The organism is Streptomyces sp. NPDC056361, assembly GCF_042262805.1.
GTDB lineage: Bacteria > Actinomycetota > Actinomycetes > Streptomycetales > Streptomycetaceae > Streptomyces.
This window is the reverse complement of record NZ_JBHJQI010000025.1, coordinates 22,963-42,888: the sequence shown is the minus strand read 5'-3', so window position 1 is coordinate 42,888 and position 19,926 is coordinate 22,963. Positions and strand designations below refer to the sequence as shown.

The following is a 19,926-nucleotide window of genomic DNA, read 5'->3' as shown; positions in this document are numbered from 1 at the left end:
TGCGGAAGAAGAGGTGGGCCCCGTTGTCCACAGGGCCCACCCGGTCATACGACTGATACGACTATTGCCGTCATGGCTGCGCGGTCCGGCACTCCTGCTCCGCCACTCCGCTACTCCGCTACTCCGCCACTCCGCTCCGCTATTCCGCGCGCTCGCACACGAAGATCGCGGTCCCCGGGATCAGGTTCCCCCGCAGCGGGGACCAGCCGCCCCACTCCTGGCCGTTCCACGCCGGCCACTCCGGCTCGACCAGGTCCACCAGCGTGAACCCGCCGGCCACCACGTCGCGCACCCGGTCGCCGATCGTCCGGTGGTGCTCCACGTACACGGCCCGCCCCTGCTCGTCCTGCTCGACGTACGGCGTCCGGTCGAAGTAGGAGGCCGCCACCGAGAGGCCCTCGGGGCCCGGCTCGTCCGGGAACGCCCAGCGGATCGGGTGCGTCACCGAGAACACCCAGCGGCCGCCCGGCCGCAGCACCCGGCGCACCTCGCGGAAGACCCGTACCGGATCGGCGACGAACGGCACCGCGCCGTACGCCGAGCAGGCCAGGTCGAAGGAGCCGTCCCGGAAGGGCAGCGCCCCGGCGTCGGCCTCCACCAGCGGCACGTCCCCGCCGATCCGCAGCGCGTGCTGGAGCTGCCGGTGCGAGAGGTCGAGCGCGACCGGCCGCGCCCCCTGCGCCGCCAGCCACCGCGAGCACTGCGCCGCGCCCGCGCCGATCTCCAGGACGTCGCGGCCCTTCAGCGAGGAGGCAGGCCCCAGCAGCCCGGCCTCGGCCTCGTCGAGTCCCTCGGGACCCCACACGAACCGGTCGTCGCCGAGGAACGAGCCGTGCTCGCTCTGGTACTCGTCGGCGTTCCTGTCCCACCAGCCGCGACTCGCCAGGCTGCTCTCCGCGTCCCCCGCGTCACGCCGGGTCGCCTCGGCCTCGTCCTCGGCCGCATCTTCGTGTTCGTACTCTTGGTTCATCTCGCCCGCCGATGTAGTTTGCGCTCAGTGCCGCGGTGCGGCGGACCCCGCCGATGCGGCGTGGGAGGCATGAGTAGTGCCGGAATTGCGTGGATCTGCCCAGGGTGCGCGCTTCGCGCATTGACCCTGTCCGGCTGCCCCCGTATGCTAAAGGTTGCGCTGCGGGCCTGCGCGCCTCAGACGGAGCAGGCCGCGCTCGTACCTGTTGTATGTCCCCTCGGTTTTCGAGGCTTCCCCCCGTCCGCGGGAAGGGTGCCTCATTGGCTGTCCGGCTTCTTGGTGCGATACGGGCTCTCGGCGTAGCAGTACCTACGACTTTCTGTCCGTAACCGGAGCCCTTTCCCACATGACGAGCAGCACCGAGACCACCGCCACCAGCACCACCCCGCAGGTTGCGGTCAACGACATCGGTAACGAGGAAGCCTTCCTCGCCGCGATCGACGAGACGATCAAGTACTTCAACGACGGCGACATCGTCGACGGCGTCATCGTGAAGGTCGACCGGGACGAGGTCCTGCTCGACATCGGTTACAAGACCGAAGGCGTCATCCCGAGCCGCGAGCTCTCGATCAAGCACGACGTCGACCCGAACGAGGTCGTCAAGGTCGGCGACGAGATCGAGGCCCTGGTTCTCCAGAAGGAGGACAAGGAAGGCCGCCTGATCCTCTCGAAGAAGCGCGCCCAGTACGAGCGCGCCTGGGGCACCATCGAGAAGATCAAGGAAGAGGACGGCATCGTCACCGGTACCGTCATCGAGGTCGTCAAGGGTGGTCTCATCCTCGACATCGGCCTCCGTGGCTTCCTGCCGGCCTCCCTCGTCGAGATGCGTCGTGTCCGCGACCTCCAGCCCTACGTGGGCAAGGAGCTCGAGGCGAAGATCATCGAGCTGGACAAGAACCGCAACAACGTGGTCCTGTCCCGCCGTGCCTGGCTCGAGCAGACCCAGTCCGAGGTTCGCCAGACGTTCCTCACCACCCTGCAGAAGGGTCAGGTCCGCTCCGGCGTCGTCTCCTCGATCGTCAACTTCGGTGCCTTCGTGGACCTGGGTGGCGTCGACGGCCTCGTGCACGTCTCCGAGCTGTCCTGGAAGCACATCGACCACCCCTCCGAGGTTGTCGAGGTCGGCCAGGAGGTCACCGTCGAGGTTCTCGACGTCGACATGGACCGCGAGCGTGTCTCCCTGTCGCTGAAGGCGACGCAGGAGGACCCGTGGCAGCAGTTCGCCCGTACGCACCAGATCGGTCAGGTCGTCCCGGGTAAGGTCACCAAGCTGGTTCCGTTCGGTGCGTTCGTCCGCGTGGACGAGGGCATCGAGGGTCTGGTCCACATCTCCGAGCTGGCCGAGCGCCACGTGGAGATCCCGGAGCAGGTCGTCCAGGTCAACGACGAGATCTTCGTCAAGGTCATCGACATCGACCTCGAGCGTCGTCGCATCAGCCTCTCGCTGAAGCAGGCCAACGAGTCCTTCGGTGCCGACCCGGCCTCGGTCGAGTTCGACCCGACCCTGTACGGCATGGCCGCGTCCTACGACGACCAGGGCAACTACATCTACCCCGAGGGCTTCGACCCCGAGACCAACGACTGGCTCGAGGGCTTCGAGACCCAGCGCGAGGCCTGGGAGACCCAGTACGCCGAGGCGCAGGCTCGCTTCGAGCAGCACCAGGCTCAGGTCATCAAGTCCCGCGAGGCCGACGAGGCCGCCGCTGCCGAGGGCGCTGCCGCCCCGGCCGCCGGCAACGCCGGTGCGGGCATCTCGGGTGGTTCGTACTCCTCGGAGTCGGACGACAACTCCGGCGCCCTGGCGTCGGACGAGGCGCTCGCCGCCCTGCGCGAGAAGCTGGCCGGCGGCCAGAGCTGAACAGGCTCTCCGCTGAGCGCTAGCCGCTAGCGAATCGAGGCCCGCTCCCCTTCGGGGGAGCGGGCCTCGGTCGTTTCCGGCCCCGCGCCGGTTCAGGGGGTGACGGCGATGTTCGTCAGGCCGTTCCCGCCGGTCACCGTGTTCGAGGCGTACACCGTGGTCGTACACCCGGCGCTCTGGTGGGTGACGTTGATCGCGAGCCGCTGGGGGCCGGTGGCGCCCGTGAGGTTCGAGCGGTTGCCGCGGAAGACCGTCCCGCAGCCCCAGCCGCTCTGCTGGCTGTGGGTCTCGAAGCCGTTGTTCGTCGTGTTCACGCCGGTGTTGTCCGCCACGAGGACGCCGTTGCCCTTCACGTCGACCCATGAGTCGTCGTAGTTGGCGCCGGTCAGCCCGCGTCCGTCGAAGGTGTTGCCGACGATCTGCGCCCCGGTGGTGCCCTCCTTGATGTCGACGCTCTCGCCGCCGACGTCCGGTCCGATGACGTTGTTCAGGATCTGCGCGCCGTCGCTCCGGTCCGTGAGGGTGTTGGCGGTGCCGACGTACACCCCCTCGCCCATGCCGCGCCCGTCGTTCCCGGTGTCGTAGATCCGCGAGTTCCTCAGGACGCCGTTCTTGCTGGAGTTGCGGAAGTGCACGCCCTCCATGTCCAGGTCGTGCACGGTGACCCCGTCGATCACCACACCGTTCGCGGCGTCCGCCATGATCCCCTTCTGTCCGCCGGTCACGGTGATCCCCGCGACCGTCCAGTACGAGGCGCCGTTGAGGTGCAGCCCGTAGCCGCCGCCGGCCGTGAGCACCGCGCGCGGGGATCCGGTCAGGGTGATCCGGGCCGAGGCGGTGCCCGGGACGGTGGCCTTGAAATTGCCGGTGTACGTGCCGTCGGCGAGGTGGATGGTGTCGCCGGGACGGGCGCCCGCGAGTGCCGTCTTGAGCTGGGCGGAGGTCGAGACCTCGACCGTGGCCGCTGCGGCGGGCGTGGTGGCGAGCGGGACGGCGAGGAGTGCCGGGAGCAGGGGGAGGAGCAGCGTTCGGGTGCGCATGGGGGAGGCCTTCCGGACGGGAACGGGGCGGTGTTCCTGTATGTGCACGATGGTCGGGATGCTGAACGCGATGCTGTCCCGAGACGGTAGGGAGAGGCCGTGGTCATGTCAAGGTCTGGACCAGTGGCCGCCGGGTCCGCTCCGCGCTCCGAACTCCACCGGAAGATCGCCCGGCACGGGAATGGCCGTGCCGCACACGGCGTTTCCAGAGAGAACACGAGGAGGAGCGGTATCGTGCTTGATCCCCAGGATTTGTACGAATGGGACGAGAAAGGCCTGGCTGTCGTCGACCTCGCCTTGGCGCAGGAGTCGGCCGGGCTGGTCATGCTGTACCACTTCGACGGCTACATCGACGCGGGCGAGACCGGTGAGCAGATCATCGACCGCCTTCTCGACACCCTTCCGCACCAGCTGGTGGCCCGATTCGACCACGACCGGCTCGTGGACTACCGCGCCCGCCGGCCGCTGCTCACCTTCCGGCGCGACCGATGGACCGCGTACGAGACGCCGTCCATTGAGGTCCGCCTCGTCCAGGACGCCACCGGCGCGCCCTTCCTCGTCCTCTCGGGTCCCGAGCCCGACGTGGAGTGGGAGCGGTTCGCCGCCGCCGTCCGGCAGGTCATCGAGCGGCTCGGCGTGCGCCTCTCCGTCAACTTCCACGGCATTCCCATGGGCGTGCCGCACACCCGCCCGGTCGGGCTCACCCCGCACGGCAGCCGCACCGACCTCATGCCGGGCCACCGCAGCCCCTTCGACGAGGCCCAGGTCCCCGGCAGCGCCGAGTCCCTCGTCGAGTACCGGCTCACCGAGTCCGGCCACGACACCCTCGGCGTCGCCGCGCACGTCCCGCACTACGTCGCCCGCTCCCCGTACCCGGACGCGGCCCTGACCGCCCTCGAAGCCGTCACCGCCGCCACCGGCCTCGTCCTCCCCGGCGTCGCCCACTCCCTCCGGACCGAGGCCCGCCGCACCCAGACCGAGATCGACCGCCAGATCGGCGAGGGCGACGAGGAGCTGGTCGCGCTCGTGCAGGGCCTTGAGCACCAGTACGACGCGGCAGCCGGCGCGGAGACCCGCGGCAGCCTGGTCGCCGAGCCGGTCGACCTGCCGTCGGCGGACGAGCTGGGCCGCGAGTTCGAGCGCTTCCTCGCCGAGCGGGAGGGCGACGCCTAGGTCCGGTCCGGAAAGTCCCGCACCGCTCGGGGCCGGTTTCCGGACGGGATCCGGGTCCTGCCGGGGGCGCGGGACCGTCCTCCCCGGGCAGGCCCTAAGCTGCCGCTCATGCTGAAGGTGGGCCTGACCGGCGGGATCGGCGCCGGCAAGAGTGAGGTGTCACGGCTGCTCGTCTCGTACGGGGCCGTGCTGATCGACGCGGACCGGATCGCCCGCGAGGTCGTCGAGCCCGGGACCCCGGGACTCGCGGCCGTCGTGGAGGCCTTCGGGGAGGGCGTCCTCACCGAGGAGGGGACGCTCGACCGGCCGAAGCTCGGCTCCATCGTGTTCGCCGACCCCGAGCGGCTCGCCACCCTCAACGCCCTCGTCCACCCCCTGGTCGGGGCCCGGTCGGCGGAGCTGGAGAGCCGGGCGGGCGCCGGGGACGTGGTCATCCACGACGTACCCCTGCTCACCGAGAACGGACTCGCGCCGCTGTACGACCTGGTGGTCGTCGTCGACGCGTCCCCGGAGACCCAGCTCGACCGGCTCGTACGGTTCCGGGGCATGGCCGAGTCCGAGGCCGGGGCCCGGATGGCGGCCCAGGCCACGCGCGAGCAGCGGCTGGCCGTGGCCGACCTCGTGATCGACAACGACGGGCCGCTCGACGCGCTCGCGCCGCAGGTCCGGAAGGTCTGGGACGAACTGGCGCGCCGGGCGGCCGCCCCCGCCCAGGACGGGTAGCGCGGGCCCGGGCGGAATGCGGTCACGGGGTCCGGTGTTCAACCAGCGGATCGAGGGGAAGGATGTCACCGTGGCCGACAGGAACCCGGAAACGCACGTCATCGACTTCCGCGCCGCCGAGCACCTGCTGGCCGCGCGGGACCCCCGTGGCGCCGTGAAGCTGCTGGATTCGGTGATTGCCGCCCACCCCGAGAACACGGCCGCGCGCCTGCTGCGCGCGCGGGCGTTCTTCGCGGCCGCCCAGCTCCGTCCGGCGCAGCTGGAGTTCGAGCTGGTCCTGGAGCGCGAGCCGGACAACGCGTTCGCCCACTTCGCGCTGGCCCGCACGTTCGAGCGCTCCGGCAACACCGCGCAGGCCACCCGGCACTTCCGCCTCGCCGCCGCCCTCGACCCGAAGCCCGAGTACCTCCGCGCCGCGGGCTTCGACAGCGGGAACTGACGGCGCGGGGTTCAGCGCCCCTGGCCGCCGTGATCCGGCTCGTACGGAGGGATGTTCCGGCCCGGCTGCCAGTGCGGGCCCTGGTGCAGGTGGTGCAGCACCATCGTGAGGTCGACCGTGGCCACCAGGAGCAGCACCCCGCAGGCCGCGGCCCAGCCGGGGCGGCCGAGCAGCGCGAACACCGTCGTGCCGAACACGGCCCAGAGCAGCCCCCACAGACTCAGCCAGAACCGCAGCCGCAGCGCGCTGCGCGCGGTCACCGGCTCGTTGCCGCTCCGCATGACGGTCACATCCCTGGCCGGGGTACCCGAGGGCTACCACCAGCATGTACCCGCGGCGGGGGAAAAGGAACGACGCCCCGGGATCCCCGGGGCGTCTTCGTCCGGCCGGATCCCCGTCCGGCCGTCACTTCTCGTCGGGCTGTCCTCATCCAGCCGGCACTTCCGTCCGGCCGTCCCCGTCCGGCCGTCCTCGTCCGCTCAGTGCACGACGCTGTAGCTGCGCCAGGGCAGGGTGTCCGGCGCGATCGAGTCGCCCAGGGTGGTGGGCAGGTACGTGGACGGCCCCCGGCAGTCACGGGTGCGGTAGAGCATGATGTCGGTCAGCGTGTTGTTCTCCACCTTGGTCACGCCGGACGGCGCCAGCTTGTGGCAGCCGTTCACCGAGGGGCTCGTGATGGTCACCAGCAGCTCGCGTTCCGTCTCGTACGAGAGGGTGCCCACGGCGGTGCGGCCGAGGCCCGAGCAGCCGGCGACGGCGAGAGTGAGCAGCACGGCCCCGGTGGCGGTCGCGAGACGCCGGCGAACGGACATGGCGGAATCCTCTTCTGTCGGGTCCTTTCAGGCCACCATGCCGCCCGCGTCGCCCGCTGTCATCCGCTGTTGGGCCGCCCGGGGGAACCACCCGACGGCCGTTGTCAGACCCCACCCGTAAGGTCGGAGGTCCGGTCGGGATCGCGACGCACAGCGGGAGGAGGCAGAGCCGTGGCACACAGCTGGACGACCAGTGCCGCCGTCTTCCTGCCGGCGGCACTTCCCCGCGAGGGCCGGATCGCCTTCTGGGCGCCGGACGGCGGCGCGCCGCCCGAGGCGGCGGAGAGCGGCGCGGAGCGCGTCGAGTTGACCGTCGCCCGTCGGCACGGCGGCGGCGCCCGGGGCCGGGCCGTGCCCGCGGTCACCCTGCCGATCGAGGCCGCCCTGCCCCATCTCGTGGTGGCCCGCCACCATCCGGCGGCCCACCCCGCCACCGCCGGCTGGGGCGCCGCCGCCCTGCACGCCCTGCACCTGGCCGCCCGCGGCCGGCTGCTGCCGGGACTCACCGCGGACGACCTGGACGCCTGGCGGGCCGGGCCGCTGGACGCCGACGACATCGCCCATCTGCGGGCCGTCGCGGCGGCCCTGCCGTACGAGGCGTACGCCGTCCCCGTACCCGGGCGCGGCGCGCTGCGGCTGCCCGAGCCGGAGGCCCTCGTGCGCGCCTTCCTCGACGCGGTCGCCGACACCCTGCCCCGCACCCCGGCCGCCGCCCACGCGGTCGGGGCGCCGTTCGCGGCCCGCGCGCCCCAGCACCTGCCCCGCGCGCGTGCCTGGGCGGCCGAGGCCGCGGCCGGGATGGACGCGGGCGTGCGCGTCTCGCTCCGCCTGGACTTCTCGGGATACGAGCTCTTCGACATCGCGGCCGACGAGGACGGCGACGAGCGGCACGCGGCCGCCGCGATCCTCCAGATCCACAGCCTCGCCGACCCCACCCTCGTCATCGACGCCACCGACCTGTGGGCGGGCGACGGCGAGCACTTCGGCCCCCGCGCCCGCATCGATGCCGTCCTCGCGCTGCGCCGGGCCGCGCGCGTCTGGCCCCCGCTCGCCCGCCTCATGGAGCGGGACGTGCCCGACGTCCTCGCGGTCACCGAGAACGAGCTGTACGAGCTGCTGGGCCCGGCCGCCGCCCGGCTCGCCGACGCCGGGGTCGCCCTCCACTGGCCGCGCGAGCTCGCCCGCTCGCTCAGCGCGTCCGCCGTCGTCCGGCCGGCCCTCGCGGCACCCGGGTCCGCGACCGACGGCACCTCGTTCTTCGACAGCGAGGAGCTCCTGCGCTTCAACTGGCAGCTCGCCCTCGACGGCGATCCGCTCACCGAGCGCGAGATGGACCAGCTCGCCGAGTCCCACCGTCCCATCGTGCGCCTCCGCGACCAGTGGGTCGTCGTCGACCCCGCCCTCGTCCGCAAGGCCCGCAAGCGGGAACTCGGCCTGCTCGAACCGGTCGACGCCCTGTCCGTCGCGCTCACCGGCACCGCCGAGGTCGACGGCGAGACCGTCCCCGCCGTCCCGGTCGGCGCGCTCGCCGCCCTCCGCGACCGGCTGCTCGCCGGCCCCGAGGACGTACAGGCCCCACCCGGGCTCACCGCCACCCTGCGGGACTACCAGCTCCGCGGCCTCGCCTGGCTCGACCTGATGACCTCGCTCGGTCTCGGCGGCTGCCTCGCCGACGACATGGGCCTCGGCAAGACCGTCACCCTCATCGCCCTCCACCTGCGCCGGGCCCGCCGCGCCCCCACCCTGGTCGTCTGCCCGGCCTCGCTGCTCGGCAACTGGCAGCGGGAGGTGCGGAGGTTCGCCCCCGACGTGCCCGTCCGGCGGTTCCACGGCGCCGACCGCGACCTCGCCGGAACCGAGGGCGGCTTCGTCCTCACCACCTACGGCACCCTGCGCACCAGCGCCGCCGAACTGGCCGGGCGGGAATGGGGGATGGTCGTCGCCGACGAGGCGCAGCACGTCAAGAACCCGTTCTCCGCGACGGCCAAGGCGCTGCGGGAGATCCCCGCCCCCGCGCGCGTCGCGCTGACCGGCACTCCCGTGGAGAACAACCTCTCCGAACTCTGGGCGCTCCTCGACTGGACCACCCCCGGACTCCTGGGGCCGCTCAAGGCGTTCCGGGCCCGCCACGCCAGGGCCGTGGAGAACCACGAGGAGATCGAGCACGAGGAGGCCGTCGAGCGGCTCGCCCGGCTCGTGCGGCCCTTCCTGCTGCGCCGCCGCAAGTCCGACCCCGGCATCGTGCCCGAACTCCCGCCCAAGACGGAGTCCGACCACCCCGTCGCCCTCACCCGGGAGCAGGCCTCGCTGTACGAGGCGGTCGTCCGCGAGACCATGGCGCAGATCGAGGAGGCCGAGGGCATGGCCCGCCGGGGCCTCGTCATGAAGCTGCTGACCTCCCTCAAGCAGATCTGCAACCACCCCGCCCAGTACCTCAAGGAGCAGGCCCAGCGCGGCAGCGGCACGGCCCGGCTCGCCGGCCGCTCGGGGAAGCTCGCCCTGCTCGACGAACTCCTCGACACGATCCTCGCCGAGGACGGCTCCGTGCTCGTCTTCACCCAGTACGTGTCGATGGCGCGGCTCCTCGCCGACCACCTGGCCGCGCGGGGCATCCCGGCCCAACTGCTGCACGGCGGCACCCCGGTGGCCGAGCGGGAGCGGATGGTCGACCGCTTCCAGGCCGGTGAGGTCCCCGTCTTCCTGCTCTCCCTCAAGGCCGCGGGCACCGGTCTCAACCTCACCCGGGCCGGCCACGTCGTGCACTACGACCGCTGGTGGAACCCGGCCGTCGAGGAACAGGCGACCGACCGCGCCTACCGGATCGGGCAGACCCAGCCCGTGCAGGTGCACCGGCTCGTCGCCGAGGGCACGGTCGAGGACCGCATCGCCGAGATGCTCCGTGCCAAGCGGGCCCTGGCCGACGCCGTCCTCGGCTCCGGCGAGGCCGCCCTCACCGAACTGACCGACCGCGAACTGGCCGACCTGGTGTCCCTGAGGAGGCCCGCGTGAACCACGCACGGGGCGCGCGCGGAGCCGCCCCCCGCCACGACGACCGCCGCCGCAGCTTCCCGCAGGTCGCACCCCGCGAAGCGCCCGACGGCCGGTTCGCCGCCACCTGGTGGGGGAACGCCTGGGTCGACGCCCTGGAGGACACCGCGCTCGACGCGAACCGCCTCGCCCGCGGCAAGGCCTACGCCGGGCGCGGACACGTCGACGCGATCACGGTCACCCCCGGCCGGGTCGTCGCCTACGTCCACGGCAGCCGGCCCCGCCCGTACCGCACCGAGATCCGGATGCGGACACTCGGCGACGACGGCTGGGAGCGGTTCCTCGACGAGGCCGCCGCCCGCCCCGACCACATCGCGGCCCTCCTCGACAAGGACGTGCCGCACGCCCTGGAGGCGGTCGCCGGACTGCTGCCCGCGCCGGGGGACCTCGTCCCCGACTGCTCCTGCCCCGACGACGGCTACCCCTGCAAGCACGCCGCCGCCCTCTGCTACCAGGCGGCCCGGCTCCTCGACGAGGACCCGTTCGTCCTCTTCCTGATGCGGGGCCGCGGCGAGCAGGAGCTGCTCGCCGAGCTCACCCGGCGCAACGCGGCGATGTCCGCCGCCGAGACCTCCGCCGCCGCACCGCCGATGCCCACGGTCCTCGCCCGGACCGTGCTCGCCCCGGACGCCGGACTGCCGCCGCTGCCGCCCGAACTGCCGGTCCCGGACCGGCCCGGCCGTCCGGCGGTCTTCCCGCCCGACCCGCACGCTCCCGACCCGCTCGCGCTCGACCTCCTCGCCACCGAGGCCGCCGCCCGCGCCCACGTCTTCCTCGCCACCGGCCACGACCCGGTCGCCGCGCTCACCCCCTGGCAGGACGCGGTCCGGCTGGCCGCCGCGCACCCCGGTTCCGGGCTCACCGCCTCGACCCGGGCGCTCTACCGCGACCTGGCGTACGCGCTCGACCGCACCCCCACCGACCTGGCGCGCGCCGTCGCGGCCTGGCGGCAGGGCGGCGCCGCGGGGCTGGTCGTCCTGGAGGAGCCGTGGGACCCGCCGGCCGGCCCGTTCGACCGCGCCAGACCCGCGCTGCTCGCCGCCGACTTCCCCGCCTTCCGCCCCTGGCGCAACCGGCTCTCCACCGAATCCCTGCAGCTCCGGCTGGGCAGGGACGGCCTCTGGTACGGCTACGAGTCGGACGCCGGCCGCGAGGACTGGTGGCCGCGCGGCGCCCCCGACCCGGACCCGGTCGGGGCCCTCACCGACCTGCTGGGGCGATGACCGGACACGTGGACGGAATCCCACTCGATGGAGTGAAACCCGTCAACGGCCGGATCCGGCACACCCGTTTGTCGCGTTGATTCCGGTACGGGCACTTGCCCGTGTACACCTCCGGAAGGCAGGAAGCCATGAGGCAGATTCGCCGAAGTGGTCTGGCCACACTGTTGGTCACGGGTGGGGCGCTCGCGCTCTCGGCGGGCGCCGCGCACGCCGACTCCGGCGCGCAGGGCGCTGCGGTCGGTTCGCCGGGCGTCGGCTCCGGCAACGCGGTTCAGCTGCCGGTGCACGTGCCGGTCAACGTCTGCGGGAACACGGTCAACGTCGTCGGACTGCTCAACCCGGCCTTCGGGAACCGCTGTGCCAACCGCTCCGCCGAGCCGGACGGTTACGGCTCCGACGAGGGCGGCGGCCGTGCCCACAAGGACGAGCCCGGTACCCCGCGCGGCGGGGAGCAGGCCGGCGGCTCGCACGCCGGCGGCGGTTCCTCCGGCGGCGGTTCCTCCAACGGCGGCGGGTCCACCGCCGAGGGCAGCGCCGTGGGTTCGCCCGGCGTCCTCTCCGGGAACGGCCTCCAGCTTCCCGTCGACCTGCCCGTGAACCTGAGCGGCAACTCGGTCAACGTGGTCGGCATCGGCAACCCGGTCTTCGGCAACACCTCGGTCAACGGCCCCGGCAAGCCCCAGCAGCCGATCGAGATCCCGACGCCGCGCCCGCAGACCCCCGTCCGGAACGTGCCCGTCCCGCAGGCCGAGACCGAGGCCCCCGCCCCGGCCCCGCAGGGTGAGACGAGCTCGGTGGCGCTGGCCTCCACCGGTGCGGACACCATCGGGTACGCCGCCCCCGCGAGCGCCGCGCTGCTGCTCGGCGGCGCCCTGCTGTACCGTCGCGCGCGCCGCTCCGCGGACCAGGCCTGAGGGTCCGCTCCTCACGGTCCGGCCGCCGCGCGCTGACACCCGAGCCGTCAGCCGCGTCCCCGGCCGCGCGCGTCCCCGCCGCCGCGACGCCAGGCCCGGAGCACCGCCTCGATGGCGGGAGCGACCCTCGTCCGGGCCTGGTGTCGAGGAACCCCCTGCATCAGCAGGGTGTCGTACGGGGTGTCGACGTGCCGGACGGACGCGCGCACCGCGGCGGTGACGGCGCCGCGGTCGAGCGAGCGGCCCGCGGCCGTGCGCCCCACCCGTCCGCTGCCCTTCGCCGACGCGTGGACGGCGATCTCCGTGACCCGGTCCTCCGGGCAGGACGGGAAGAGGCGCCGGATCTCCGCGCCGAGGAGCGCGGTGATCTCGGTGTCGCGCGCCGCGCGCCGTACCGCGTCCCGGGCCCGCCGTCTGGCCCGCGCGTCGGCATCCGCCAGGCACGCGAGCTCCGCCCGGGCGAGCGCCGCCTCCTCGACGAGCAGGCCCTGGCGTTCGTACCGCGTCCGGCGCCGGTTGTGGCGCACGACCACGGCCCAGAGGCCGCTGCCCTCGCGGGCGCGCCGGGTGAGGGCGGTGTCGCCGCGGCGGAGGAAGACCAGGTGGCCGAGGTCGGCGCAGTCCAGGCAGACCGGCGCGTTGAACTCGACGATCATCCGCTCCAGCGGTCCCTGCCGGCACTCCGAGCAGCGGCGGCGCTTGAGCGGTTCGACGACGACGGGTGCCACGAGGTCCATGGCCGGTCCTCCCTCCGGTACCCGCTCAGCGGACGCCGGGCGCGGCGGCGGCGATGAACGTGGCGAGTGCCTTCTTCGCCTGCTCCGAGCGGCGGGCGCGGTCCGCCTCGTCGACCGCCTCGTGCATGCAGTGGGAGTCGACGAAGGCCGCCTCGGCCAGCCGGCGGACCTCGGGGTCGTCGCACACCAGCTGGACGCGGAAGAGGGCCTGCCGGGCGGCGGTGCGCTGGCGGTAGGAGGCGTGCCGGGACTCCTCCGCCTCCTCGGAGCCGGGCCGTTGGAGCGCCCGGAACCAGCGGTCGTTCTGGCTGTGCCGGTAGTCGACGACCGCGCCGGCGAAGGCGCTGTAGGTCGCGATCCGTTCCTGCCGGAGCTGCTCGGTGCGCGCGAGCGCGGCCGTGCGCTCGGTGGCCCGCCCCTGGAACCAGTGTGTGAAGACGGCACCCAACAGGGTTCCCGCCACGGCTATCAGCGCCGCATCCATGACCGGCCGCCCTCCCGATTCCCTCGGCCTGCAGACCCGTAGATCATGACAGTCCGGGGGGCTGGGCGTCACTGCCGGTAGCTGCTCAGGAAGCGGCCGATGCGGCTGATCGCGGCGTCCAGGTCGTCGGCGTACGGCAGGGTCAGGATGCGGAAGTGGTCCGGGCGCGGCCAGTTGAAGCCGGTGCCCTGGACGACCTGGATCTTCTCCCGCAGGAGCAGGTCGAGGACGAACTTCTCGTCGTCGTGGATCCTGTGCACGGCGGGGTCGAGGCGCGGGAAGGCGTACAGCGCGCCCTTCGGCTTCACGCACGAGACGCCGGGGATCTCGTTGAGCTTCTCCCAGGCGCGGTCGCGCTGTTCGCGCAGCCGGCCGCCCGGCGCGGTCAGCTCGTGGATCGACTGCCTGCCGCCGAGCGCGGCCTGGATGGCGTACTGGGCGGGGGCGTTGGGGCACAGCCGCATGGAGGCCAGCATGGTGAGGCCCTCCAGGTAGTTCCTGGCGTGCTGCCTGGGGCCGCTGACGACCAGCCAGCCGGAGCGGAAGCCCGCCACCCGGTAGGTCTTGGAGAGCCCGCCGAAGGTGAGGACGACCAGGTCGGGGGCGAGCGAGGCGGCCGGGTGGTGGACGGCGTCGTCGTAGACGATCTGGTCGTAGATCTCGTCGGCGAAGACCATCAGGCCGTGGCGCCGGGCGAGTTCGAAGATGCCGTCCAGGATCTCCTTCGGGTAGACGGCGCCGGTGGGGTTGTTCGGGTTGATGACGACGATGGCCTTGGTGCGGTCGGTGATCTTCGACGCCATGTCGTCGAGGTCCGGGTACCAGTCGGCGGCCTCGTCGCACAGGTAGTGCACGGGCTTGCCGCCGGCGAGCGTGATGACCGCCGTCCACAGCGGGTAGTCCGGGGCGGGTACGAGGACCTCGTCGCCGTCCTCGAGGAGGGCCTGGACGGCCATCGAGATCAGCTCGGACACGCCGTTGCCGAGGAAGATGTCGTCGACGTCCACGTCGGGCAGGCCCATGGACTGGTAGCGCTGGGCGACCGCGCGGCGGGCGGAGAGGATGCCGCGGGAGTCGGTGTAGCCGTGGGCCTTGGGGAGCATCCGGATCATGTCCTGGACGATCTCCTCGGGAGCCTCGAAGCCGAAGAGCGCCGGGTTGCCGGTGTTCAGGCGCAGGACGCTGTGGCCCGCCTCCTCCAGCGCGTTGGCGTGCTCGATCACCGGGCCGCGGATCTCGTAGCAGACCTCGTTCAGCTTGCTCGACTGCCGGAACTCCATGTCCGACCTCCCCAGGTCCCCGGAATCAGTGTTGCTTGGTTTTACCAAGTTCAAGCTTGGAAAGTCCAACAACATGTCTAGACTGCGTCGCATGCCACGTCAGCCACGCCGCCGCAGCTACGACCAGCACTGCGCCGCCGCGCGCGCCCTCGACCTCGTCGGCGACCGCTGGACCCTGCTCGTCGTCCGCGAACTCCTCGCCGGACCGCGCCGCTACACCGACCTCCACGCCGACCTGCCCGGCGTCAGCACCGACATGCTCGCCGGCCGCCTCAAGGACATGGAGGGCGCCGAACTCGTCACCCGGCGCAGGCTGCCCCCGCCCGCCTCGGCGTACGTCTACGAACTCACCCCGCGCGGACGGGACCTGCTGCCGGTGCTGCGCGCCCTCGCCGCCTGGGGCGCGCCCGACCTCGGCGAACCCCGGCCGACCGACGCCGTCCGCGCCCACTGGTACGCCGTCCCGCTCCTCGGGGCGCTCGCCGAACTCGGCGAGGGGGTCGTCCAAGTGAGCCTGGACGAAGGGGAGTTCCACGTGCGGATCGGTGCCGACGGCAGTGCGGCGTACGGCGACGGCACGTACGGCGACGGGGTCGCGGAGCTGCCCGACGCCCGGCTGGCGACCGACGCGGCGACCTGTCGGGCCCTGGCCGGAGGCGAGTCGACCCTCGCCGAGGCGGTCGCGTCCGGGCGCGCCACCCTCGAACGGACCGCCGCGGCGGCCGGGACGCGCGCGGGCTGACCGCCGCCCGGTCGGGGCGCGGTCAGGAGCGCGCGCCCTCCGGCGCCGGGGCCGCCGCGAGGGCCTCCGCGAGACGGTCGCGCGCCGCGGTCTGCGCGGCGATCCGGGCGTCGAGGACGGCCAGCCGCTCGCGGGCGATCTCCAGGCCGCGGGCGGACGGAGGGGCCGCGGAGACGTCCCCGTCGAGGCAGGAACGGAACGCGGACACGTCGTCCAGGGTGAGACCGGCGGCGAGGAGGTACCGGATGTTCGCCACCCGGGCGACGGCACCCTCCTCGTACACCCGGTACCCGTTGGCCGCGCGGGCCGACCCGATCAGGCCCGCCGTCTCGTAGTGGCGCAGCGCACGGGCCGACGCCCCGGTCCGCCGGGCCAGTTCACCGATGCGCAAGGACGCCACCTCCTCGCGCAGTCGTATCACGAGACCAGTGCGCCCCCGTCGACGGGCAGGACGGTGCCGGTCACGAAGGCGGCGTCGGGCGCGGCGAGCGCGGTGATCGCCCAGGCGACCTCCTCGGGCCTGCCGATCCGGCCCAGCGGGGTGTGCGCGAGCTGCCACGCCCGCAAGGCCGCCCGCCGCTCGGGCGAGAGCCCCATGTGGTCCGCGATCGGGGTCTCGATCGCGCCGGGGGCGACGGCCACCACCCGGACGCCGTCCGGCGCCAGCTCCACCGCCCAGCAGCGGGTCAGGGTCTCCAGGGCGCTCTTGGTCGCCGGATAGAAGGAGTTGGCCGGCCAGCCGCGCAGGCCGATCGTCGTCGTCACGTTCACCACCACGCCCTGGGACTCCCGGAGCGCCGGAACGGCGGCCCGGGTGAGCAGCACGGGGGCGACGAGGTTCGTCTCCAGGAGCGGGGTCATCACGGCGCGGTCGAGGGTGCCGAGCGGGCCGCCGGCGGAGACGCCGGCGTTGTTGACGAGGACGTCGAGGCGGCCGTGGGAGGCGAGGGCGGCCCGCACGATCTCCTCGGCGGCCCCCTCGGCCGTGATGTCGGCGACGAACGGGTGGATCCCCGCGTGTCCCTCGGCGGCCTCCCGCAGGGGTTCCTCCCGGCGTCCGACGGCGACGACCGTCGCCCCCTGCCCGGCGAAGGCCCGCGCGGTGGCCCGGCCGATGCCGGTGCCCGCGCCGGTGACGACGACGACCCTGGTGGGTGTGGTGGTGTCCATGCGTGCGAGGGTCGAACAGTGACGCCAAGGGCAAGGTCAAGCGGTGACGCGCGGACGACGGGCAGGATGAGCGGGATGCGATACGAGGCGATCACCTGGGACCGGCTGGCCGAGACCCTCGCCGGGCACGTCGACCGGGCCACCCCCGGCGACGACGGCGAGTGGCTCAAGGTCGGCATCGACGGGCCGCCCGCCGCGCCCGGCGGCGAGCTGGCGGGCCTGCTCGCCGAGGCGCTGCGGGCACGCGGGCGCTCCGTCCACGTGGTGGGGACCGGGGGCTTCCTGCGGCCCGCTTCCCTCCGGTACGAGTACGGGAAGCGGGACCCCGACGCGTACTTCGACGGCTGGGTCGACACCGGGGCCCTGTGGCGGGAGGTCTTCGGCCCGCTGGGACCGGACGGCACCGGCCGGGTGCTGCCGGACCTGTGGGACCCGGTCAGGGACCGGGCGACCCGCAGCCCCTACGTCACGCTGCCGCCCGGCGGCGTGCTCGTGGTGCACGGGCCGTTCCTCCTCGGCCACTGGTTCCCCTTCGACCTCACCGTGCACCTCCGGCTGTCGCCGGCCGCCCTCGCCCGCCGCACCGAGGAGCAGTGGACGCTTCCCGCCTTCGCCCGGTACGAGACGGAGGTCGACCCCGCAGGCACCGCCGACGCGGTCGTGCGCGCCGACGACCCCCGCCACCCGGCCTGGACCGGCCTCGGTGGCGGCCGGGAAGAGGGGTAGGGGCCGCGGCCCTACGGGTCCTGGGGGTCCGGGGGTCTCCCGCCCACGACGGTGACCGCCTCGGCGCCCGCGCGGCAGCCCGCCTCGGCGGCCCGTGCGGGGTCCGCGCCGGCGAGCAGGGCCGCGAGGAAGGCCCCGGTGAAGGCGTCGCCCGCGCCCGTCGAGTCGATGCGGCGCACCGGCGGCACCAGGGGCGCCGCCACGTGTGCCGTGACCGCGCCGCCCTCGGCGACCAGGGCGCCGGCGGCGCCCAGGGTGACCACGACCAGGGGGAAGCGCCGGCTCAACTCCGCGGCGGCCGACTCGGGTTCGGCGCCCCCGGTGAGCGCCCCGGCCTCGTCGGCGTTGGGCAGCAGGACCTCGGCGTCCTCCGCCGCGGCCAGGAACCGGTCCGCGCCGAGCCGGTCGAGGAACCCCGCCGAGGCGGGGTCGACGCTCACCGGGATGCCCGCCTCGCGTGCGTCCCGCAGCGCCCGCAGGGCCGTCTCGCGGCTCGGGGCGGCGAAGAACAGGTATCCGGAGAGGTGCAGTCGGGCCACGCCGTCGAGCAGCCCGGCGGACCAGTCGGCGGGGGAGAGGCGGAGCGCGGCGCCGCTGTCGGTCAGGAAGGTGCGCTCCGAGGTCGCGTCCACGAGCGAGATCACCGTGGCCGTGGCGGTCTCCGAGTCGGGGACCAGGAGGGGGCGGACCCCCGCCCGCCGCAGCGCCCGGTCGTGCCAGTCGGCTGCGTCCGTGCCCACCCGGCCGAGCAGCCGCACCTCCCGGTGGCCGGAACGCACCGCCCAGCAGGCCGCGTTGGCTCCGGCGCCGCCCGGGAGGGTCCGGATCTCCGCCGCCGTGTCCGTCGCGGGCGTGAGGGGCGTGCGGTGCCGGGCGACGACGTCCGTGACCACGTCGCCGACGACGAGGAGCGCGCCTCCGGAAGGGGGCGTCACCGGGCGGCCGGGCCGCGCGTCCCCGCGCCGTACGCTCCCGCGATGTCCGCCGCGAGCCGCACGTTGCCCCGTACCGCCGCGAGGTTCGCCTCCAGGGACGCCCCTTCCGTGTGGACCGTCAGGTATTCGAGCAGGAAGGGCGTCACCGCCTGGCCCGTGATCCCCTTCTCCTTCGCCGCTCGGAGGCCGTCCGCGAGCACCCGGTCGTGGAGCGCGGGGTCCAGTTGCTCGGTCACCGGGACCGGGTTGGCCACGACGAGGGCCGCCGCGGGTCCGCCGAGCGCGTCCTGGGACCGGAGGACCGCCGCCACCTCCTCCGGGGTCCGCAGGGTCCAGTCGACGGGCTCGCCGGAGGAGGAGAGGTAGAAGCCGGGGAAGCGGTCCGTGCCGTACCCGACGACCGTCACCCCCAGCGTCTCCAGGCGCTGGAGCGTCGCGGGCACGTCGAGGATCGACTTGACCCCGGCGCACACGACGGTGATCCCGACCCGGGCGAGCAGCCGCAGGTCGGCGGACTCGTCCTGGGTCTCGCTCCACTCCCGGTGCACGCCGCCGAGGCCGCCGGTGGCGAACACCCGTATCCCGGCGGCGTGGGCCAGCCAGGCGGTCGCCGAGACCGTCGTCGCTCCCGTGACGCCGGCCGCCAGCGCCGGGGCCAGGTCGCGGTGCCCCAGCTTCCGTACCGCCGGGTCCTCGGCGATCCGGGTCAGGGCGGCGCGGTCCAGGCCCACTCTGGCCGTGCCGTCGACGACCGCGATGGTGGCGGGGACGGCGCCCCCGGCGCGTACGAGCTCCTCCAGCTCCACCGCCACGGCGAGGTTGCGCGGGCGCGGCAGGCCGTGGGCGATGATCGTCGATTCGAGCGCGACGACGGGACGGCCCTCGTGGAGCGCTTCCCGTACCTCTTCGGACACCTGTGTGGACATGTCCCATTCCTTGGCGCGCCCGCGGGCCCCGCAAACCTCGTGGGCGACCTCCCGCCACGGTCCGGGCGGTGCCTGCGGAATCCGTCACGAGGCGGCCGGGGTGATCGCCGGGGAGCCCGCCGCGCCCGCCGGACGCCGCGCCGGAGGGCCGGTGCGGATTTCGTCGCCGTTCGCGGATTCGGGCATCGGGCCTGGTGGGAGGCGAAGCGGAGCAGCTAATTCCAGCAGGTCCCGGGGGTGGGGCGGTCCTGGACCCCCGCTACAGTCACCGCCCATGACGACACATGACCTGCCCTCCTTCGCCGTGCACATCCCCGACGCCGAGCTCGAAGCGGAGCCGCTGGACCCCGGCCAGATCGTCTCCGGAACGCCCGAGGTGACCGGCAAGGTGCTGTGGGAGTCGGCCGACGGCAAGCAGCTGCGCGGCATCTGGCAGATCACCCCCGGCGTCGTCACCGACACCGAGGCCAACGAGCTCTTCGTGGTGGTCTCGGGGCGGGCGACCGTCGCCGTCGAGGGCGGCGAGACGCTGGAGATCGGGCCCGGCGACGCCTGCGTGCTGCGCGAGGGCGACCGCACGACCTGGACCGTGCACGAGACCCTCCGCAAGGCGTACCACATCAGCCTCTGAGGTCCCCGGGAGCGCCGACGGTCGAGGGTCTGGTAGGAAACCTTCCTATCCGCTAGCATCCCCGGCGGCGGCTTGGCGCGGCGCCCGAACCAGCG

At 73.7% G+C, this 19,926-nt stretch carries 21 protein-coding genes; 10 read left to right on the top strand and 11 right to left on the bottom strand.

Features of this window, described 5'->3' with window-relative positions:
* Positions 1-139 precede the first annotated feature (139 nt).
* Complete coding sequence (locus ACFCY7_RS10970) at positions 140-970, bottom strand: class I SAM-dependent methyltransferase (RefSeq protein ID WP_376483356.1); 831 nt, start codon at positions 968-970, stop codon at positions 140-142.
* 346 nt (positions 971-1,316) lie between these two features.
* Here ACFCY7_RS10970 and rpsA point away from each other — a divergent pair, with 346 nt between their 5' ends.
* Positions 1,317-2,828 carry a 30S ribosomal protein S1 gene (gene rpsA / locus ACFCY7_RS10965; RefSeq protein ID WP_015032828.1) on the top strand — a complete coding sequence of 504 codons (1,512 nt, stop codon included), beginning with the start codon at positions 1,317-1,319 and terminating at the stop codon, positions 2,826-2,828.
* A gap of 92 nt (positions 2,829-2,920) precedes the next feature.
* Here rpsA and ACFCY7_RS10960 read toward each other — a convergent pair whose 3' ends face one another.
* The gene (locus ACFCY7_RS10960) at positions 2,921-3,868 is read right to left on the bottom strand and encodes a right-handed parallel beta-helix repeat-containing protein (RefSeq protein WP_376483354.1); all 948 of its coding nucleotides are present in this window, start codon (positions 3,866-3,868) and stop codon (positions 2,921-2,923) included.
* A 234-nt stretch (positions 3,869-4,102) separates the two neighbouring features.
* Here ACFCY7_RS10960 and ACFCY7_RS10955 point away from each other — a divergent pair, with 234 nt between their 5' ends.
* The 3 genes from ACFCY7_RS10955 (at position 4,103) to ACFCY7_RS10945 (ending at position 6,203) form a co-directional block, all read left to right on the top strand.
* Entirely contained in the window at positions 4,103-5,041 is a 939-nt protein-coding gene (locus tag ACFCY7_RS10955; protein WP_376483352.1) for a PAC2 family protein, read from the top strand.
* 108 nt (positions 5,042-5,149) lie between these two features.
* Positions 5,150-5,764, top strand: coding sequence for a dephospho-CoA kinase (coaE, locus tag ACFCY7_RS10950; protein WP_376483350.1), 615 nt, complete (start codon positions 5,150-5,152; stop codon positions 5,762-5,764).
* Between the two features lie 70 nt (positions 5,765-5,834).
* Positions 5,835-6,203, top strand: coding sequence for a tetratricopeptide repeat protein (locus ACFCY7_RS10945; RefSeq protein ID WP_376483348.1), 369 nt, complete (start codon positions 5,835-5,837; stop codon positions 6,201-6,203).
* 11 nt (positions 6,204-6,214) lie between these two features.
* Here ACFCY7_RS10945 and ACFCY7_RS10940 read toward each other — a convergent pair whose 3' ends face one another.
* Together ACFCY7_RS10940 and ACFCY7_RS10935 are read right to left on the bottom strand one after the other, a co-directional pair.
* On the bottom strand, positions 6,215-6,484 hold the full coding sequence (locus ACFCY7_RS10940) for a DUF6343 family protein (protein WP_376483347.1): 270 nt from the start codon (positions 6,482-6,484) through the stop codon (positions 6,215-6,217).
* 198 nt (positions 6,485-6,682) lie between these two features.
* Positions 6,683-7,015: a hypothetical protein gene (locus ACFCY7_RS10935; RefSeq protein WP_376483346.1), complete on the bottom strand. Its 333-nt coding sequence runs from the start codon at positions 7,013-7,015 to the stop codon at positions 6,683-6,685.
* 171 nt (positions 7,016-7,186) lie between these two features.
* Here ACFCY7_RS10935 and ACFCY7_RS10930 point away from each other — a divergent pair, with 171 nt between their 5' ends.
* The 3 genes from ACFCY7_RS10930 (at position 7,187) to ACFCY7_RS10920 (ending at position 12,200) form a co-directional block, all read left to right on the top strand.
* Positions 7,187-10,024, top strand: coding sequence for a DEAD/DEAH box helicase (locus ACFCY7_RS10930; RefSeq protein WP_376483344.1), 2,838 nt, complete (start codon positions 7,187-7,189; stop codon positions 10,022-10,024).
* Complete coding sequence (locus ACFCY7_RS10925) at positions 10,021-11,286, top strand: SWIM zinc finger family protein (protein ID WP_376483342.1); 1,266 nt, start codon at positions 10,021-10,023, stop codon at positions 11,284-11,286. Before ACFCY7_RS10930 ends, ACFCY7_RS10925 begins: the two co-directional genes overlap by 4 nt.
* Positions 11,287-11,414: 128 nt before the next feature.
* Positions 11,415-12,200, top strand: a complete 786-nt coding sequence (locus tag ACFCY7_RS10920; protein WP_376483340.1) for a chaplin — start codon at positions 11,415-11,417, stop codon at positions 12,198-12,200.
* Between the two features lie 47 nt (positions 12,201-12,247).
* On the opposite strand, the gene ACFCY7_RS10915 is transcribed toward ACFCY7_RS10920, so the two are convergent.
* From ACFCY7_RS10915 to ACFCY7_RS10905, 3 genes are all read right to left on the bottom strand, one after another.
* Positions 12,248-12,937, bottom strand: a complete 690-nt coding sequence (locus ACFCY7_RS10915; protein WP_376483339.1) for a DUF2293 domain-containing protein — start codon at positions 12,935-12,937, stop codon at positions 12,248-12,250.
* Between the two features lie 25 nt (positions 12,938-12,962).
* The gene (locus ACFCY7_RS10910) at positions 12,963-13,421 is read right to left on the bottom strand and encodes a hypothetical protein (protein WP_376483337.1); all 459 of its coding nucleotides are present in this window, start codon (positions 13,419-13,421) and stop codon (positions 12,963-12,965) included.
* Positions 13,422-13,489: 68 nt separating this feature from the next.
* Complete coding sequence (locus tag ACFCY7_RS10905) at positions 13,490-14,701, bottom strand: pyridoxal phosphate-dependent aminotransferase (RefSeq protein WP_376483336.1); 1,212 nt, start codon at positions 14,699-14,701, stop codon at positions 13,490-13,492.
* 91 nt (positions 14,702-14,792) lie between these two features.
* Between ACFCY7_RS10905 and ACFCY7_RS10900 the strand changes: the two genes are divergently transcribed.
* Complete coding sequence (locus ACFCY7_RS10900; protein WP_376483334.1) at positions 14,793-15,443, top strand: winged helix-turn-helix transcriptional regulator; 651 nt, start codon at positions 14,793-14,795, stop codon at positions 15,441-15,443.
* A gap of 22 nt (positions 15,444-15,465) precedes the next feature.
* Here ACFCY7_RS10900 and ACFCY7_RS10895 read toward each other — a convergent pair whose 3' ends face one another.
* Positions 15,466-15,834, bottom strand: a complete 369-nt coding sequence (locus ACFCY7_RS10895; RefSeq protein WP_376483333.1) for a MerR family transcriptional regulator — start codon at positions 15,832-15,834, stop codon at positions 15,466-15,468.
* Between the two features lie 26 nt (positions 15,835-15,860).
* A complete protein-coding gene (locus ACFCY7_RS10890; RefSeq protein ID WP_376483332.1) occupies positions 15,861-16,613 on the bottom strand; it encodes an SDR family NAD(P)-dependent oxidoreductase in 753 nt (250 codons plus the stop codon).
* 75 nt (positions 16,614-16,688) lie between these two features.
* Here ACFCY7_RS10890 and ACFCY7_RS10885 point away from each other — a divergent pair, with 75 nt between their 5' ends.
* Positions 16,689-17,339, top strand: a complete 651-nt coding sequence (locus ACFCY7_RS10885; protein ID WP_376483398.1) for a uridine kinase — start codon at positions 16,689-16,691, stop codon at positions 17,337-17,339.
* Positions 17,340-17,350: 11 nt separating this feature from the next.
* On the opposite strand, the gene ACFCY7_RS10880 is transcribed toward ACFCY7_RS10885, so the two are convergent.
* Both ACFCY7_RS10880 and ACFCY7_RS10875 read right to left on the bottom strand, forming a co-directional pair.
* Positions 17,351-18,274 (bottom strand): carbohydrate kinase family protein, encoded by a 924-nt coding sequence (locus ACFCY7_RS10880; RefSeq protein ID WP_376483331.1) that lies wholly within the window; start codon positions 18,272-18,274, stop codon positions 17,351-17,353.
* Entirely contained in the window at positions 18,271-19,200 is a 930-nt protein-coding gene (locus ACFCY7_RS10875) for a pseudouridine-5'-phosphate glycosidase (RefSeq protein ID WP_376483329.1), read from the bottom strand. Before ACFCY7_RS10875 ends, ACFCY7_RS10880 begins: the two co-directional genes overlap by 4 nt.
* Before the next feature lie 274 nt (positions 19,201-19,474).
* Between ACFCY7_RS10875 and ACFCY7_RS10870 the strand changes: the two genes are divergently transcribed.
* A complete protein-coding gene (locus ACFCY7_RS10870; RefSeq protein WP_017238672.1) occupies positions 19,475-19,831 on the top strand; it encodes a cupin domain-containing protein in 357 nt (118 codons plus the stop codon).
* Positions 19,832-19,926 lie beyond the last annotated feature (95 nt).

What these genes read in the sequence shown, in the direction of transcription:
- ACFCY7_RS10935 (WP_376483346.1), bottom strand. Translation starts at nt 7,015, where the DNA reads ATGTCCGTTCGCCGGCGTCTCGCGACCGCCACCGGGGCCGTGCTGCTC.
- ACFCY7_RS10940 (WP_376483347.1), bottom strand. Translation starts at nt 6,484, where the DNA reads ATGCGGAGCGGCAACGAGCCGGTGACCGCGCGCAGCGCGCTGCGGCTG.
- ACFCY7_RS10920 (WP_376483340.1), top strand. Translation starts at nt 11,415, where the DNA reads ATGAGGCAGATTCGCCGAAGTGGTCTGGCCACACTGTTGGTCACGGGT.
- rpsA (WP_015032828.1), top strand. Translation starts at nt 1,317, where the DNA reads ATGACGAGCAGCACCGAGACCACCGCCACCAGCACCACCCCGCAGGTT.
- ACFCY7_RS10960 (WP_376483354.1), bottom strand. Translation starts at nt 3,868, where the DNA reads ATGCGCACCCGAACGCTGCTCCTCCCCCTGCTCCCGGCACTCCTCGCC.
- ACFCY7_RS10875 (WP_376483329.1), bottom strand. Translation starts at nt 19,200, where the DNA reads ATGTCCACACAGGTGTCCGAAGAGGTACGGGAAGCGCTCCACGAGGGC.
- ACFCY7_RS10910 (WP_376483337.1), bottom strand. Translation starts at nt 13,421, where the DNA reads ATGGATGCGGCGCTGATAGCCGTGGCGGGAACCCTGTTGGGTGCCGTC.
- ACFCY7_RS10900 (WP_376483334.1), top strand. Translation starts at nt 14,793, where the DNA reads ATGCCACGTCAGCCACGCCGCCGCAGCTACGACCAGCACTGCGCCGCC.
- ACFCY7_RS10905 (WP_376483336.1), bottom strand. Translation starts at nt 14,701, where the DNA reads ATGGAGTTCCGGCAGTCGAGCAAGCTGAACGAGGTCTGCTACGAGATC.
- ACFCY7_RS10870 (WP_017238672.1), top strand. Translation starts at nt 19,475, where the DNA reads ATGACGACACATGACCTGCCCTCCTTCGCCGTGCACATCCCCGACGCC.
- ACFCY7_RS10915 (WP_376483339.1), bottom strand. Translation starts at nt 12,937, where the DNA reads ATGGACCTCGTGGCACCCGTCGTCGTCGAACCGCTCAAGCGCCGCCGC.
- ACFCY7_RS10970 (WP_376483356.1), bottom strand. Translation starts at nt 970, where the DNA reads ATGAACCAAGAGTACGAACACGAAGATGCGGCCGAGGACGAGGCCGAG.
- ACFCY7_RS10890 (WP_376483332.1), bottom strand. Translation starts at nt 16,613, where the DNA reads ATGGACACCACCACACCCACCAGGGTCGTCGTCGTCACCGGCGCGGGC.
- coaE (WP_376483350.1), top strand. Translation starts at nt 5,150, where the DNA reads ATGCTGAAGGTGGGCCTGACCGGCGGGATCGGCGCCGGCAAGAGTGAG.
- ACFCY7_RS10885 (WP_376483398.1), top strand. Translation starts at nt 16,689, where the DNA reads ATGCGATACGAGGCGATCACCTGGGACCGGCTGGCCGAGACCCTCGCC.